The following is a 17,156-nucleotide window of genomic DNA, read 5'->3' as shown; positions in this document are numbered from 1 at the left end:
ATGTCATCAAAAATTAATGTTGTTTTATACCGACCACAAGACCCAAGAAACGCTGGCAACATCGCAAGAAGTTGTGTTGGTTTTAATGCGACTTTACATCTGATCCATCCATTTGGTTTTTTTATTACAGATGAACGATTTAAGCGAGCTGGTTTAGATTATTGGGATCATCTTAATTTAAAACAATATGCTGATTTTGACGACTTTATTAAACAAAATCAGATTGATGAGAATTTATTTTTATTTACTAAAAAAGCTAATAATTATTTATCAAATATTGATTTTAAAGAATATTTGGATCATGATCAAAGAATTTATTTAGTTTTTGGTCAAGAAACTAATGGCTTGCCTGATCAATTATTAAACAAATATCAGGATAATTTAGTAAAAATTCCGATGCACAATGCGATCAGAAGTTTTAATCTAGCTAACAGCGTGATCTGTGCTTTATATGAATTAAGTCGGCAAAATCAATTTAAAAACGTTAAATAAAAGTTATGCGAATCAGAAATATCAGAGATGCTCATTTAAAGATTAATAAAGCCAAGAATATTATTGGTGTTGATAACTTAAAAACTAAGTTAGATCCTAAAAAGTTTAACGCACTTGAGATTGGCTCTGGTAAGGGTGGGTTTATTTATCAAAAAGCGATAACCAACCCTGGGATCAACTACTTTGGGATCGAAAAAAATGCTACGGTGATCTTGAAGATGATCAATAAATCTGAACTGCTTGAACAATTAACAAATTTGTTCATTGTTCACGATGATTTTGCTTTAATTGATCATGAATTTCCTAACGCTTGCTTTGATCAGATCTACTTAAATTTTTCTGACCCATGACCTAAGAAACGTCATGCGAAAAAACGGTTAGTTGATCTAGCTTTCTTAAACAAATATCAAAGAATCTTAAAAGCAGATGGCATAATCGAATTCAAGACAGATAATGATCAACTTTTTAATTATGCAATCGAGATGATTAACAGTCTTGAACAGATAAAAATCATCGCTTACACCAATGACTTACACAGTCTTGATTCTAGCGATGCTTTATTAAAGAATAATGTAATTACTGAATACGAACAACGGTTTATTAACTTAAAGAAAAATATTAATAAGATCGTTTTTAAGTTTATCTAAACTAGTTTGTACGTTGGTTATTAATCTTAGTTGCACTTACTTTAATTACTCTTCAGATGTAATTGAATGCATCTTGGTAATTATCAAATAATTTTGTTGTGTTCTTTAAACGAATTTCGTAAATTAAATGCAAGTTATTAACTTGGGTTAACCGATTATTTGAATACAAGAAACGAGTTGAAGGGTTGATTCTCATTAAACTAGCAACACTAGCTGTGACGTTTTTAATCTCATCATCAGATGGTCATTTATCTTTATCATAAGTACCTTCAAAGATAATATCACCTAATCAGTTTCTTAATACCAAGATATCTTTAGATTTTTGGGCAACATTAGCGATCTCTGGTTTGATCTGGCTGCGGTACTTAATTAAGTTAGCACTACTAATTGAAGGGTTAACTGTTTGGTTGAAGATCATAGCTAATCGAGTTGGTTTGATCGACCCATCTTTGTTTCAAGCTAATAGGACATCATAAACGTTAACTAAATGTTTAATATTAACATTATCTGATGAACTGAATAATGTTGTGCTAATTGGTCCAACAATTCCATTAGGATCAAGATTAGCATTAGAGTTATCAGCTGGATCGTTTAATATCCGAATATTACGATTTTGTTGTCTTAAACCAAGTTCTTGGTATAGGTTATTTAAATTAAAGTTTTGACTACTATACTTAACAAATAGGTTGGCATCATTAAGTGGTTTTAGTGTTACTTCTTTTGAAGTTGGGTTGTAACTAATTGAGTTTGAAACATTAACTAGTAATGAGTTAATTCGGTTTGGGAACTGACGTTTGTAGTTTTTTAATGATTCAGCTAAGATCTCAATCGCACTACTAGTTGGTTCAGCATTATATTTATCTAAAAATAAACTCTTTAAGTTTTCATCACTTAAGATGTTAACACCAAATAATGGTTGATTATTATATTGGATCACAAAAATCTTGTCTTTCGAATTTAAAGTGTCATTTAATGAGAACTGATTATTAACCAGACCTTGTAACGCGTTCTGCGCATTTAGGTTAATCGTTTGACCTGATTGGGTTAGTGCTGAAGTTAGTTCTAAGTTCAATTGGTTAAGGATCACTGAACTCATATAAGTTTTAATATCAGCACGTGAAGTGTTTGAATTGATATCAAAACCATTAAAGATCTTTTTAGTTAATACTGATTGTGCTGCTTTAACTAACTGATCAATTAGTTCATCTTTTTGCGTACTTGAAGATGGGATTACTGCACTTAATTTTTCTTTTAATTGGTTAACTAATTGTGTTGGAACACGGTAGTTTTGAATCCCATTTTGACTAACATTTAAGCTAATTGTCATATTAACAAACTTAGCTGCTGGTCTTGAATAGATCCCTACGTTGTTATTACCTAAAACATCACCTGATCAACCAATACCATTACCATCCCCATGAACGATCGCGCGGATTAAATTATTTTGATAACCACCAAATAAACCTTGTGGTGAAGCTTGATCATAGTTAACAGCGTAATTGTTAGCAATTACCTTACTAAATGCTGTATATACCGGAGTAAGGGTTGAGAATACTCTTCTAAACGTATTTGGATCAGTATAAGCTTGAATACTATCAATAAATGATTCTAGATTACTGAATGATTGGTACTTATTAATATTTTCAGTATCTGAAGTTAAGTATTCAGGTAATCTGTATTCAATTGAAGGGGTAGCACTAATTGATAGATAAGGGATCCCATACCAAATCTTAAATGGTTTCTTATTATCATTAATCGTTCCCTTAACGTTGATGTATAAACCTCTAGCTAAGAAGTCAGTAATAATCCCATAGATCTTAGTACTAATATCTGAGATCGTTTGTTTACTGTATAAAGCAGTATTATCAACTTTAGCGTATTGACTCTTATTGTTATTTAGTTCGTATAACTTAAGATCAAATGGACTGTCTTTAAGATTAAGTGAATCAACTGACAAGTTCTTAACTTTTAAGATATCAATTAAGTTAAGTGGATTGATATCAACCGTTCTTGGCGCATTACCAGTTACATCTTCAAATTGGTAGTAGTAAATATCTTTGAAGAATCTGCTTAATTGTTCATCAACAGAAGCTTGATTTTGGGTAGTTGGTGCTTGACCATTAGGAATGTTGTTAGCTTCACTTTGACTGTAAATTAAACCATTAGCGCTTTTAACGTATCTTTCAGATGCTTTAATTCTTTGAATTGCAGCCTCTGATTGAACTGAAGTGTACTTATTATCATTTAATAAGTAAGCTGGTTTGTAGTTGTTGTTTGCAAATGAAGGATCAATGATCGGTTTTAAACCATCTGGACTGATGATTTCACCAGTCATTGGATCTTTTTGGAATTGATCACCGATGAATAATTTTCGCTCTACAAAGTTGTTTTCAACAGCTAAATAGTGAGAAGCAGCTTGCTTCTCATCACTAAAATTGTGATTGTTGAATGCAATATTTTCTCTTAGAAAAGCATCTGGGTTATTTGGATCATAACCGTTTAGGTTTTCTTGTTCTGAGATAACCTCATTGCTTGCATGTTCAGATGATGATAGCTTATCAAGTGCATTTTCTCTTTGATAGAAATACAAACCACTCATAATGGAACCGATTCCAAGGCCGAATAAGCTTGCACCAAAAAGAACTTTTTTAAATAGTTTCATACCCAAAAATAGTTAACTTATATTTTCTTTATTTTGTATTAACTAATTATAATATTTTACTTTAATTTTGAGTAGATACTACTAAGATTATAAGAATAAAAATTAGTAAGCAGAACTAAGAAAATTGGGTATTAAAAATATTATGTAGTATAATATGATTCGTGTTTATGGCGGTTGTGGCGAAGCGGTTTAACGCACCTGACTGTGAATCAGGCATGCACGGGTTCAAATCCCGTCAATCGCCCCATTAAAATATCATTCTCGTTTGACAAATAGCTAAACGCTATTTGTCTTTTTTATCACTTTAACCCCTAGAAAATAAAAAAAAAGAAGTTTTATTAGAAACTTCTTATTTTCATTTAAATGGATAAAAGACTAGTACATGCGGTGTTTTTTTTGTAAACGCTTACGCGCTGCTTTTTCTTTTTCTCGTCTTTTAACGCCTTTTCTAAGGTGGTATTCGTGTTTTAAGAATGATCGCTTAGTTTCACTAGCAACACGTTTAAACTTACGTAACGCTAATTCAAGATCTCCATCTTTTACTTCGATTTTTGGCACACAATTACCTCCTTTTCTAAAATTGACACTCGTATATTATAAGATATTATCTTTTTTATGGGTATAAGATTGATTAATATTTTCGATTTCTTTTGTGAGATTTTCTCTTGCTTGTTTAGTTTTTTGGTATTCTAATTCGTTTTGTTTTCGAATTAGTTCAGCCTTTTTAAACTCAGAATCTAAGATTGATGAAGTTAATTTCATCTCGTGAATCTTTTGATCTAATTTTTTTTGTAACCTTTTATTAATCTCAGATTGTTCACTAAACGGTTTGGTTTTAACAAGTTGTTCTTCTTGTTTGATTACCACCTTTTTTTGGTCTTGATAATCGTTAACTACTTGTTGGTAGTTTTCATAATCAACTTGTAGATCTGACCGGTCTTTTTTCGTTTGATTTAATTTCGTGGCAAAATCATTATGAAAATCAACTACTAATGAAGCTTCATTAATATCTTCTTGGAAGTCATTGATCTTAGTTGTTGAAAACCGATCAGCTTTTTCTTTAATCTGCTTGTTAAGATAGTTCTTTTTTAACTGTTTAATCTGATCAAGGATCTTGTAGACCTGATCACGATCATATTGATAATCGTTTGGATCTTCTTCACCCTTTTTAAAGGGAATATTTAAGAGTAACTTCATCCATTCTAGTTTGCTAAACCCTTGAGCTTTAGCATCTTTTCAAGAACGTTTTAGTTCTTTTTTTTCATAACTATTCCTAGGGTTAAGAAGATCAATTAATAAGCGACTTCTTAAGCTATCAGCATAAAATAACTGATCATAAAGATTAAATAATTCTTTTGAGATCTCTTGTTCAGCTTGCTCTTTATTGATCTCTTCTTGCTTTTTTAAAGCAATTGATTGCTTAAACCTTTTGAAATCTTCTTCACATTCTTTTCCATAGGTTTTAATGAAATTATGGATATTAAAATATCCATAATAAAGTTTGCAATCTTTGATGTATTTTGATCATTCAAAATCAAAACCATAGAAGTTCTTATACCCTTCTAGAAAAGCTTCTCACTTAGAAAGTTGATCTAATGATGAACTTCGTTTGGTTAAATTATGATCGATCTTGTCACTCATATTCTTTAATAATTATACTAAAGCCAATTTCCAACTAGATCATAGATTAATCCTAGATTAAACGTTAGGATAACGTTTCTTTAATACTGAATTAATTCAAGGAATAAATAAGAAGGTCGCTAATAACCCAAAGTAGATTACAGTTAACATGTAAGTAGGTAATCCCTTACCAGCAATTGTATTTTCGGCTTCAATGAACCCTCCGAATGCACGAGTTGTAGCTGATGGATTTTTAATTGAAACCATGATTGGGTTGATTAAGAATACTCATATCCCTTGATAAATAAAGATGATAAATACTAAGATCGAAGCAACAGGAGCCATAAACATAAAGAACTTGGTGATCTGGTGTTCTTTAGTTAATTTAAATAGTTCGATGTAGTTAGCTTCTTTTTCTTTTAATTGGTTTAATTTAGCTTGTTGACTACCATCAAGGGTTTGGGTTTTAGCTAAGAATCTTAATTCTCTTTTTTCTTGAGCAGTTAGTTGCTTATCTTTATTATTAATCATAATCTTGATTCGTTTAATAAAGATCGCAAACGGAATTAGCGCATAAACAATAAAGAAGAATAATGTTGGGAAGTTAGTTATCCCATCAGCAATCCGGTCATTACCCATCCCAATACTAATTGCAGCTATGATCGCACCAAAGACGACAACAATAAATAAGTAAGAGATGATCCCCATAGTTTGACTTTTGAAGTTGTAGAACTTATCTTGCTCAGATTGGGTGTTGAACTTATGATTGAATTTTCGTTTTAATCATTTTGAACCAAAGATTAAATCATCATTAATCAACCCTTGGTGGTTAGAGATCGTCACGATCATAAACGCATTAGCCACACCAAGAATTGAGATCAACAAGAAGATATTAAAGATAACTCTAAATGCATAAGAGATCGTTTTAGCTCTTTCAGCATCAACTTTAAACACAGTAGTTAATAGGTTTTCATTAATACTCGAAACAGCAAACCCGTTTCCTAAAAAGATCATTCCTAAAGTAATTAAGATATAAGCAATAGAAACCGTAATCACCCCAATTGATAAGATGATCTTACTGTATTTTTGGGGCTTTAACATCTTATCTTGGATCGAAGTGAAACTTAAGAACGAGTCAAAAGAGAATAAGATTGATGGTAAAACGATTAGGATTGTTGTAAATGATTGATTATTAGCCATCCTAGAAGCAGTAGTAGTTGCAGCTTGGTTTATAAATGATTGATCATAATTGTTAGCACCAGCGATAATTCCCACGATTGTTACGATTAAAATCGGTAAGAATTTAATTATCACACTAGCAGATTGAAATGCTTTTGTTGCAGTTAATGATAATGAATTGATTGCAAGAAAAATTAAGAAGAAAACAAAACCAATTCCGATTGTCATTAAGATTGATGCTCGTGGTGATTGATTATTAAAGTCATTTAATAATCCCATCGAACCGTTTGAATCAACCATGAATAAGAATAGTTCACCAGCATACATAAACAATACAACACCAATAATCCCGTTATAAAAGTGGGATTGAGAGATCTTAAAAAAGCGTCCAGCTTTTTTACCCAAACTAATATCACAATAACCAGAAACCCCGAATTTAGAGCTTCCTGTTGTGGTTACTTCAATAAATGAAAGTGCTAATAATAACGTAATAATCGCACTAATTACTCACGCAGCGATGATTAAAGTTGGATTATTTCCCGTTTCACGAAACACACTGATATTTTTAACAAAAATACCAACCCCAATCACAGATCCAATCATCATGGACAGTGATGCGAATAACCCAATCTTATTTTTATTTGTTTTGAGCCTTATCATTTTTTTTAACCATCTACACCGATTAGTATCGGTGTTCCTTAAATTTGTATAGTTTATATATTATAAAAAAACCAACATATTTTATAAAAAATCAATAAATTTAACACTAAAAGGTTGTACTAAAGCAAAATTTTAGCAAGAAAAAATTGAGGTTTAGTAACTTTAAAGTCTTGAAAGATTTATTTTTTTGATATAGAAAAATTTAAATAAAAAAAAGTAATAATCCTTTGATTAAAAGGATTATTATTCGATTTGGAACTTAATTTATTATTTTGATTGGATCGCTTCAATCCCTGGTAGAACAGTTTGTTCCATAAATGTTAATGAAGCACCACCACCAGTTGAGACAAAGCTAAATTTGTCGGCTAATTTAAATTGGTTTGCAGCAGCAGCACTATCACCGCCACCGATCACACTATAACTATCAGATTCACTGATCGCTTTAGCAATCTCATAAGATCCACGTTCGTAATTAGGGTTTTCAAAAACACCTAAAGGACCGTTTCAGAAGATTGATTTAGCTTTAGCTATATAAGATTTGAAAGTTTTGATTGATTCATCACCGATATCTAAAGCTTCAAAATCTTCGTTTTCTGCTTCATCTTTGGCAAACACACACTTACCAGCAGGTGCAGTTTTAATATCAGTGATCGTACTAGCTTTAGTTACCATCTGATCAGTCGCTAAAATGATCTTATTATCCTTATCTTCAGCTAAGATCTTCTTAGCAGTTTCTAACATCTCAGGTTCGAATAATGATTTACCAATATGATAACCTTTAGCCTTATTAAAGGTATTAACCATTCCCCCACCGATTAGAATTTGATCAGCAGATTTTAGTAATGATTCGATTACTTTTAATTTATCTGATACCTTAGCACCACCTAAGATCACAACAAACGGACGTTGTGGGTTGTTTGTTAATTTTGATAATGCTTCTAGTTCTTTTTGAACTAAGAAACCAATACAAGATTGCGAGATATTTGCAGCAATCCCAACGTTTGAAGCATGCGCACGGTGTGAAGTACCAAATGCGTCGTTGACAAAAACATCAGCTAAACTAGCTCAGAAACGTCCTAGTTCTGGACTGTTTTTAGATTCTTTTTTAACAACTTCACCTTGATTGTCGACATCGTTATAACGAGTGTTTTCCAATAATAAAACTTCTTGGTGTTTTAATTGTTTAACCGCTTCAACAACGTCATAACCAACGTTTTCTTCTAAAAACTTAACGTTGTTAAGTTTGGTTTTTAAGTTTTCATAAACTGGTCTTAAGCTCTTCTTTTTAGAACTAATATCTTCTAATGACTTAATTCGGCTTAAGTGACTTAATAAAACGATCTTACAGTTTTGTTCGATTAGATATTTAATCGTATCTAATGCTTGAACAATTCTTGTATCATCTATAACCTTATTGTCTTTAATTGGTACGTTAAAATCAACACGTACAATTACTGTTTTATCTTTTAGATCAACATCCTTTAAGGTCTTCTTATTGTAGTTAATCATTACTTAATTATTTTTTAGCGCTAGCTTTTTTTGGTTGTTGTTTAGCAAAGTATTTAGCAACTCTTACTAATTGCGAAACGTATGAAGATTCGTTATCATATCATGCGTATAGTTTGTATAGTTTTTCACCATTAGTTTCTAATACTGATGTTAATTTACTATCAAAGATCGAACCGTGGGTTTCATTTAAGATATCTGAAGAAACGATCTCATCTTCTGAGTATAAGAATGATTCAGAAGCAGCAGCTTTCATTGCAGCATTAATCTTTTCAACAGTTGTATCTTTTTCTAACTTAACAGTTAGATCAACTAATGAACCAGTGATTGTTGGAACTCTTACAGCGATCCCGTTTAACTTACCAGTTGCTTTAGGTACAACTAAACCAATAGCTTTTGCAGCACCTGTTGAAGTTGGTACCATATTAAATGCAGCAGCACGTCCTCTTCTGTAGTCTGAGTGAGGTGCATCTTGTAATCTTTGATCAGCAGTATAAGCGTGAACAGTAGTCATATAACCAACTTTAATTCCGAACTTGTCTTCTAACACTTTAACAAGTGGAGCTAAACAGTTAGTTGTACAACTAGCAGCTGAAATTACAGTATCATCTGGTTTAATTTCAGTGTGGTTCACGTTGTAAACTACAGTTTTCACGTTCTTTTCTTTAGCTGGAGCTGATAAAACTACTTTCTTAGCACCACCTTTAAGGTGTGCACTAGCAGCTTCTTGAGTTAAAAAACGACCAGTTGATTCAACTACTAAATCAACTTTGTGTTTCTTTCATGGAATTTGTGTAGGATCTTTTTCACTGTAAACTTTAATTTTTTGTTTACCAACTACGATCTCACTATCAGTTGAACTCACGTTGTGACTCAACTTACCGTGAGCTGTATCATATTTTAGTAAATAAGCAAGTGTCTTAGCATCAGTTAAGTCGTTAACGGCTACAACTTCTACATCTTCGTGATTTAGTAGTTCACGACAAACCAGACGACCAATGCGTCCGAACCCGTTAATACCAATTTTAATTTTTGACATTTAAGTTTTCTCTTTCTTTATAGTTTATATTTTGAATTAACTCTCGTTTTTAATTTTAATATTATTATTAATAATTGATAAAAAATTTTTTAAACCATCAGTTTAAAAAATTCGAAATTTTACTGAATTAAAAAGTTCATCGAAAAAGCATTCACCCCAGTATGAACTCCAATCACTGGTGTGATTAAAACAACATCAAGATCTTGAATATTTAAATCTGTTAGTTGTTCTTTGATTAGTTTAATCACCTCTTTAACTTTTTTATCTTCTTTAAAGGTGTGACAAAAACCAACTTTAACTAATTTGTTTTTGGTTAACTTCAAAGTATTGTTAGCAAAGCTTACACACTTTTCAATTGCTGATTTAAGGTTAATTGCTTTATCAACTAATTGGTTAATTCCTTTATGGAATGCGATGATCGGACTGATCTTTAAGATCCCTGCAATTAGTGATTTCATCTTTGAGATCCGTCCACCCTTACGTAGTTGGGTAAGATCATTAACCACGATCATTGAACAGATCCGTGATTTTCAATTAGTAATGTATTCTTCAATCGTTTTAATTGATTGATTTTTCTTAATTAAATCTTGAACATCATTAACTAATCATCGTAATGAGATCGCTGTATCTGACGTATCAAAGATACTAATATTCTTATAATTACTTAGTTCTGAATCGATCACTATTTTTCACTGATTATAAGTTCCACTTAACCCACCAGAGATCGTTAAGACAAAAACATGATCATAATCAGTTGCTGCTTTCTTAGTCACTTCAAGCATCGTTTGCACAACTGGCATTGATGTTTTGATATCAACGTTTTTATCATTAACTAAAAGATCATAAACTTCTTCTTGTTCGATATCAACACCATCTAGGTATGTTTTATTGTTATTCACTGTGATCTGGAGTGGCACAACAAAAACATCGTTGTATTCGTTTGCTCTAATTGTTGATGATGAATCAGTGATAATTGCGATCTTTTTCATATTTTTTAAATCCATTAACGTAAGTAACGATATTAATTCTACTATTATATATGAAAAATATACGAAAAGCTAGCTTGCTAACTGTTCGTATATTGAATGGATTGATCCCAGATTAATAATCTTAGGTCAGTGTAAAAATTCGTAGAATTAATGGTGGAGACGAAGGGGGTCAAACCCTCGACCTCCTGAGTGCAAATCAGGTGCTCTATCAATTGAGCTACGTCCCCAAAAAAACTGGTGGAAGTAAATGGACTTGAACCATCGACCTCACCCTTATCAGGGGTGTGCTCTAACCAGCTGAGCTATACTTCCAGTCGTGATTGCCATATGAATTATAACATAATTAATTCAGCTCATTAAAGAATATCTGCTTAATTTTTAATTTCGATTGGTAATAACAACGCGTAAAATTTGTTTGGTTCGTCTTAATTAAGGCTTGATTACTTTTAAAATCATCAAACTGATAATCGTTTAAACTTAAGGTTAGAATCGTAGGGATCCTTAAGATGAAATCATTAACTTCGGTTTTATCTAAATAATAAAGTTGGTAAGCTTCAAAATCCTTGTTGATCTGACAAAAACTATTCTCAGAATAATAGATGACATCCCCAATTAAGAAATTGAATAATAAGTATTTCTTATATTCATTTAAGGAATAATCACAATAGTTATCAATCTTATTTTTAACTAGGTATTGTTTTCTAATCTGATAAAGATCATTGATCTTATCTTGGTTGATATGATAGTTAAATAGATCGATCTTATTTGAGTAGTGATGGTTTTTGAATTGGTTTAGGATCGCAAACTTATGTAAGTTATCTAATGGTTCAAGTTTAAAATTGCGATAGATTTTTCAATTAAAACTTTGGATTAAGACCAGATCATATTGTTGGGATAGTTCGATTAAAAACGGTTCAAAACCAGTGTTAAGTACCCCTTTACCCCTAAAGCGTTCATCACTAACAACACCAAAAACGAGTGCTGCTGTTTTTGGTTCATTGTTAATCATTAACTTTTTATCTAAAACAAAGCAACCATATTTAAAGTTTTTTTTAATATCTTTTTCAACGAAGATTTTAATCGCTTTGCCATAGTAAGCATTAACTAAATAATCTCAAGAAAATTCATTTTCTTCTTTAAAAGCACGAAGATAAAAATACTTAAATTGTTGGATAATTTGGGGATTTTTGGTTAGTTCTAACATATCACTTTAACAAGATAACGCTTAATAATAAATTCAGGCTTATAAGACAGTTTGGAATATGAAATTGATGCACTACCCATATCATCTTGACGGTCAGTTAGCGCATCATTACTATGATGAATTCTTAAACTGTTACTTAACAGATATTGATAAGAACCACGGTATGTTTCATCACAATGTTCAATAAAGATCTCACAACGATTATTAAGTGAATATGAAACACAAAACCCAATAATCTGATCTAGATAATATAACGCTGTCAGTTTAAGTGAACCGTCTTGAATTAATGGTTTAATCGCACGGAATAAGGCTAATTCAGATTGGTAAGCGCTTGGGTCCTCACAATCATTAATTCAAGTAAGATAGAATTTTTCTAACTGATTAAGATCAACTTCTCGGTTGATCTTAATCTTTGCATCCTTTTCGTATTGCTTAATAAAAAAATTAAGGTGGTTACGCTTTTTTTGTAAACTTTTACCGGATAAAGTCATGATTTTTTTAGTTTCATACAAAAAGTTTGTTGAACTTTCATGGATGATTTCAACATCATATTTTGACTTTACTCATTCAAGCTCAATCCCGGTTAGATCATCAATATAAATTGCTTGGAGATTATCTAATTGTTCGATTTGTCCTTTTATTAGATCTAAAAAATCATCTGGTTGATTTGGTTTAGTGATCGGTGCAAAGATCACTTTTTGGGTTGGACAATATTTATCTTGCAAGACTTCGTGCAAGAGGTTTTTTTCTAAATTAATCTCACCAAAAAAACTGATCCCTTTTTCATGAAACTGATAACTAATATTAAGTCCATAAAAAGATCAAGAATAATAAGTGAGAGCGCTATAAAAATGACTAGAATCAATCTGGTTGATTCGCTCTTGTAATTTCGAAGCGTTAGTTAAGTCTAAACGATCCATTATTTAGCTTCTTTTAGTTTTAATAATTCAATGTCCAAAGCGTGTTGTAAACGAATTAACTCTTTTGTATCAGTAGTATCTTTAATCTTTGATTCCAGGTCTTTTTTTCTTTTCATAATCTCATCATATGATAAGTTATCAGCAATCACAAAATCTAAAGCAAAAATCTTAATTAGATCTTTATTACAATACAGGGTAGCATTTTCAATCACCACTGATTTTTTGGTCTTATCAGGATAGGTGATATAACCTACGGAGTTGTTGATGGCAAAGATCGAAGGTTGGGTATTTCTCATAAAACCCGCATAACCTTCAGCACCTTTTACTATGACCATTTCGATCTTTTCATCAAAAAGAGTCCCGTTTGGACTTAAGACTTTAAGTTTAACCATTACGTGTTAATGTTTTAGCTCTTTCGATTGCTTCATCGATCGAACCAACATAGAAGAATGCTTGTTCAGGAAGATCGTCATGTTTTCCTTCAACGATCTCACTGAACCCTTTGATTGTTTCACTGATCGGTACGTATTTACCTTTATTACCGCTGAATTTTTCAGCAACAAAGAACGGTTGTGATAAGAAGTTTCTAATCTTACGTGCTCTTGAAACAGTTAACTTATCTTCTTCAGATAGTTCGTCAATTCCAAGGATCGCAATAATATCTTGTAATTCTAAGAATTTTTGTAAGATCATCTGTACCTTACGAGCAGTTTGGTAGTGTTGAATTCCCACTACACTTGGGTCAAGTAATCTTGATGTTGAATCAAGGGGGTTAACTGCAGGAAAGATCCCTAGTGAAGCAATATTACGGTCTAAAACTGTTTTAGCATCAAGGTGTGTAAACGTTGTTGATGGTGCAGGGTCAGTTAAGTCATCTGCAGGCACATAGATCGCTTGAACTGAAGTGATTGAACCAGATTTAGTTGAAGTAATCCGTTCTTGTAATGAACCCATCTCTTCAGCTAAAGTAGGTTGATAACCTACAGCTGAAGGCATCCGACCTAATAGTGCTGATACTTCTGAACCAGCTTGGGTGAATCTGAAGATATTATCAATGAATAATAAGACATCTTGGTTATTAACATCTCTGAAATATTCAGCCATCGTTAATCCCGTAAGCGCCACACGCATTCTGGCACCGGGAGGTTCATTCATCTGACCAAAAACTAATGCGGTCTTATCAATCACCCCACCTTCGATCATTTCATAATAAAGATCGTTTCCTTCACGAGTTCTTTCACCAACACCAGCAAAGACAGATAAACCACCGTGACCAGTTGCAATATTATGGATTAATTCTTGTACTAATACCGTTTTACCAACACCAGCACCACCAAATAGACCGATCTTACCACCTTTTGCATAAGGGATTAAAAGATCGATCACTTTGATCCCGGTTTCAAAGATCTCTAACTCGTTAGATTGGTCAGCAAAACTGGGAGCAGGACGGTGAATTGACATTCTTTTTACTGATGCATCGATCGGTTTTTTCTCATCGATCGGTTCACCAATCACATTAAACATCCGGCCTAATACTTCAGTCCCTACAGGTACTGAAATCGGTTGGTTAGTTGAAGTTACTTTCACATTTCTAGCCAACCCTTCAGTTGGACCCATCGCAATACATCTTGCAATATCATCACCAATTAACTGAGCAACTTCTAGATGAAGTTTCATATTTGGTTCATCGATGATTAAACAATCATAGATCTTAGGTAGGTCATCTTGTTTTTCAAAAACAACATCCACAACTGGACCAACTACTTGGTAAACCTTACCATAACTGTATTTTGTATTCATAAACTATTTTGCAGCTCCTGCAACAATTTCATTAATTTCTTGTGTAATTTTGGCTTGACGTAATTGGTTATATAACAACTTGTACTTGTTATATAAATCATCCGCATTTTTAGCAGCTGTGTCCATTGCATTCCGCCTGCTAGCATACTCACACACTTTGGATTCAATTAAACAACCATATAAGATCACTTGTAAGAGTTGTTTTTCAAGTGCTGGGATAATCACATCCACCCCTGGTTCAAAACTAATGTTTTTAGGGAATTTGTCATTGATTCGATCTAAAGTATCAGCTTGAAAGATCGAAGGATCAGCAGGAATCAATTGGATCTTTTTTGCTTCAAAGTTTAAGCTGTTAATGTAATTGGTATAAACACAATCAATTGAATCATACTGGTTTTTTTCATGTAGTTCAAGAACATGTTTACCAATCATATATGAACTTTCAAAGTCGATATTCTTATCATTAATTGAATACGTATGAATGATCTGATCTTCGTGATTACGGGTTCTTAAAAACGAATTTAGTTTAGTTCCAACTAAGATGATCTCATCATCTTTTGCAAGTTCACTAACTAATAATTTACCAACATTAGTATTGTATGAACCACATAAACCTAATTGGGTGTTAATCACGATTCACAACCGTTTAGTTGATTGGTTTGTAGGGGTAGTCGTTCGTGGTTTGGTTTTATTGTAATTGGTAATAACTGCCCCAATTACTTCATAAAACTCTTGGTAAAATTCTTTAGTTTTACCTAAAGTTGCTTTAAAACGATTTAGTTTTACGGTTGAAAGCATCTTCATTGCTTTGGTAATCTTATGTGTTACCGTGATTGATTCCATCCGTCGTTTTAAATCTTGCATCGAAGCCATAGAAAAATTACTCCAATTCTTTTAGATCACCATAAAGTGAACCATTGTAATCAACTAGTGTTGAAGTGTATTTTTTTACGACATCTTTAAAGAAAGCCGTAAGTTCTTTTTCGATCTCATCATCAAAAGCTTTCTTTTCTTCGATCTTTTTATACACTTGATCTTGTTTGATCTTATCTAAGATAAACTCTTTAAATTTAATAATGTGATCAGTTGGAATTCATTTAATGAACCGGTTTTTAATACCGAATAATAAAACTGCTTCACTAGTTTGATCAATCGGTTTTGCTTGTGGTTGTTTAAACATCTCCATCACCCGTGCACCATGTTCAAGAACAATTTTAGTTTCAGCATCTAGATCAGATGAAAATTGTGAGAACGTATCTAGTTCACGGTATTGGGCTAGTTCTAGTTTTAGACTTCCAGAAACTTGTTTAATTGATTTTAATTGTGCAGCTGAACCAACCCGAGAAACTGATAATCCCACGTGGATTGCTGGTCTTTGACCTGAGTTAAATAGTGAAGTAGTCGTAAATAATTGCCCATCCGTAATTGAGATTACGTTTGTGGGAATATAAGCTGAGATATCTCCAGCTTGGGTTTCAATAATTGGTAATGCAGTAATTGAACCAGCACCTAATTCATCACTTAGTTTACCAGCACGTTCAAGTAATCTTGAGTGTAAATAGAAGATATCACCAGGATAAGCTTCACGACCTGGTGGTCTTCTTAATAACAATGATAAGGCCCGATAAGCAACTGCGTGTTTGGAAAGATCATCATAAACGATTAATACATCTTTACCTTGTCTCATTCACTCTTCACCGATCGTTACACCAGCAAATGGGGCAATATATGAAAGCGCTGCTAACTCACTTGCAGTAGCACTAACGATCGTGGTATAAGCCATTGCTCCGGTTTCTTCTAGTAAGCGTGTAATCTGAGCAACAGATGAGTTTTTCTGTCCGATTGCAACATAGATACAATTAACGTTCTTACCTTTTTGGTTAATGATCGTATCAAGTGCAATCGTGGTTTTACCTGTTTGCCGATCACCAATAATTAACTCTCTTTGGCCCTTACCGATTGGTAACATACTATCAATCGCTAAGATCCCTGTTTCTAAAGGTTGGTGGACACTTTTACGTTGCATCACCCCATAAGCTAACCGTTCAATTGGGGCATAACCACTAATATTTTTTAGTTCACCCTTACCATCAATTGGCAGACCAATTGGGTCAATCACCCGACCCAATAAGCCATCACCGACTGGTGCTTGGATTACTTTACCAGTTCTTTTAACTGAAGAACCTTCTTTCAGATCATAATAATCTGATAACATTACCACCCCAACAGAGTTAGGTTCTAGGTTTAATGCAATCCCATAAGCACCGTTTTCAAACTCAACAAGTTCGTTTAATAACACATCGTCAAGTCCACTAACACGCACAATCCCATCACCAATAGTAATGATGTACCCTTTTTGATCACTGATGATCTTATTAGCATACTTTTTAATTTGATCTTTAATTAATAAAGAATATTCATTTAAATTAATTGCCATA

The 17,156-nt window shown here is 32.7% G+C and carries 15 protein-coding genes and 3 tRNA genes; 3 read left to right on the top strand and 15 right to left on the bottom strand.

Annotation, left to right across the window (positions count from 1 at the left end):
- Together D2833_RS01805 and trmB are read left to right on the top strand one after the other, a co-directional pair.
- The gene (locus tag D2833_RS01805; protein WP_011113559.1) at positions 1–492 is read left to right on the top strand and encodes a tRNA (cytidine(34)-2'-O)-methyltransferase; all 492 of its coding nucleotides are present in this window, start codon (positions 1–3) and stop codon (positions 490–492) included.
- A gap of 5 nt (positions 493–497) precedes the next feature.
- Positions 498–1,139, top strand: coding sequence for a tRNA (guanosine(46)-N7)-methyltransferase TrmB (trmB, locus tag D2833_RS01800; protein ID WP_011113558.1), 642 nt, complete (start codon positions 498–500; stop codon positions 1,137–1,139).
- Between the two features lies 1 nt (position 1,140).
- Here trmB and D2833_RS01795 read toward each other — a convergent pair whose 3' ends face one another.
- Positions 1,141–3,807, bottom strand: coding sequence for a hypothetical protein (locus D2833_RS01795; protein ID WP_027333195.1), 2,667 nt, complete (start codon positions 3,805–3,807; stop codon positions 1,141–1,143).
- 164 nt (positions 3,808–3,971) lie between these two features.
- Between D2833_RS01795 and D2833_RS01790 the strand changes: the two genes are divergently transcribed.
- Positions 3,972–4,048, top strand: a tRNA-His gene (locus D2833_RS01790).
- Between the two features lie 128 nt (positions 4,049–4,176).
- On the opposite strand, the gene rpsU is transcribed toward D2833_RS01790, so the two are convergent.
- The 14 genes from rpsU to atpA form a co-directional block, all read right to left on the bottom strand.
- Positions 4,177–4,359, bottom strand: coding sequence for a 30S ribosomal protein S21 (rpsU, locus tag D2833_RS01785; protein ID WP_011113556.1), 183 nt, complete (start codon positions 4,357–4,359; stop codon positions 4,177–4,179).
- Positions 4,360–4,395: 36 nt separating this feature from the next.
- A complete protein-coding gene (locus D2833_RS01780) occupies positions 4,396–5,442 on the bottom strand; it encodes a DUF5454 family protein (RefSeq protein ID WP_027333196.1) in 1,047 nt (348 codons plus the stop codon).
- A gap of 57 nt (positions 5,443–5,499) precedes the next feature.
- Positions 5,500–7,260, bottom strand: a complete 1,761-nt coding sequence (locus tag D2833_RS01775) for an APC family permease (protein ID WP_027333197.1) — start codon at positions 7,258–7,260, stop codon at positions 5,500–5,502.
- A 267-nt stretch (positions 7,261–7,527) separates the two neighbouring features.
- A complete protein-coding gene (locus D2833_RS01770; protein ID WP_011113553.1) occupies positions 7,528–8,769 on the bottom strand; it encodes a phosphoglycerate kinase in 1,242 nt (413 codons plus the stop codon).
- A gap of 7 nt (positions 8,770–8,776) precedes the next feature.
- Entirely contained in the window at positions 8,777–9,805 is a 1,029-nt protein-coding gene (gene gap, locus D2833_RS01765; protein ID WP_011113552.1) for a type I glyceraldehyde-3-phosphate dehydrogenase, read from the bottom strand.
- Positions 9,806–9,924: 119 nt separating this feature from the next.
- Positions 9,925–10,809, bottom strand: coding sequence for a DegV family protein (locus D2833_RS01760; RefSeq protein WP_011113551.1), 885 nt, complete (start codon positions 10,807–10,809; stop codon positions 9,925–9,927).
- 136 nt (positions 10,810–10,945) lie between these two features.
- Positions 10,946–11,021, bottom strand: a tRNA-Ala gene (locus D2833_RS01755).
- 8 nt (positions 11,022–11,029) lie between these two features.
- Positions 11,030–11,106, bottom strand: a tRNA-Ile gene (locus D2833_RS01750).
- Positions 11,107–11,137: 31 nt separating this feature from the next.
- Complete coding sequence (locus D2833_RS01745) at positions 11,138–11,998, bottom strand: hypothetical protein (protein WP_117273996.1); 861 nt, start codon at positions 11,996–11,998, stop codon at positions 11,138–11,140.
- On the bottom strand, positions 11,992–12,918 hold the full coding sequence (locus D2833_RS01740) for a phosphatidylglycerol lysyltransferase domain-containing protein (protein WP_011113549.1): 927 nt from the start codon (positions 12,916–12,918) through the stop codon (positions 11,992–11,994). The genes D2833_RS01745 and D2833_RS01740 overlap by 7 nt, the downstream gene beginning before the upstream one ends.
- Positions 12,918–13,310 carry a F0F1 ATP synthase subunit epsilon gene (locus D2833_RS01735; protein ID WP_011113548.1) on the bottom strand — a complete coding sequence of 131 codons (393 nt, stop codon included), beginning with the start codon at positions 13,308–13,310 and terminating at the stop codon, positions 12,918–12,920. The genes D2833_RS01740 and D2833_RS01735 overlap by 1 nt, the downstream gene beginning before the upstream one ends.
- The gene (atpD, locus tag D2833_RS01730; protein WP_011113547.1) at positions 13,303–14,718 is read right to left on the bottom strand and encodes a F0F1 ATP synthase subunit beta; all 1,416 of its coding nucleotides are present in this window, start codon (positions 14,716–14,718) and stop codon (positions 13,303–13,305) included. Before atpD ends, D2833_RS01735 begins: the two co-directional genes overlap by 8 nt.
- A gap of 3 nt (positions 14,719–14,721) precedes the next feature.
- Entirely contained in the window at positions 14,722–15,591 is an 870-nt protein-coding gene (gene atpG / locus D2833_RS01725; protein ID WP_011113546.1) for an ATP synthase F1 subunit gamma, read from the bottom strand.
- Positions 15,592–15,598: 7 nt separating this feature from the next.
- Positions 15,599–17,155, bottom strand: a complete 1,557-nt coding sequence (gene atpA, locus D2833_RS01720; RefSeq protein ID WP_011113545.1) for a F0F1 ATP synthase subunit alpha — start codon at positions 17,153–17,155, stop codon at positions 15,599–15,601.
- Between the last annotated feature and the right edge of the window lies 1 nt (position 17,156).

Origin of the sequence: Mycoplasmoides gallisepticum, assembly GCF_900476085.1 — a bacterium.
In the GTDB taxonomy this organism is placed as follows: domain Bacteria; phylum Bacillota_I; class Bacilli_A; order Mycoplasmatales; family Mycoplasmoidaceae; genus Mycoplasmoides; species Mycoplasmoides gallisepticum.
This window is presented reverse-complemented; position numbering and strand designations above follow the sequence as displayed.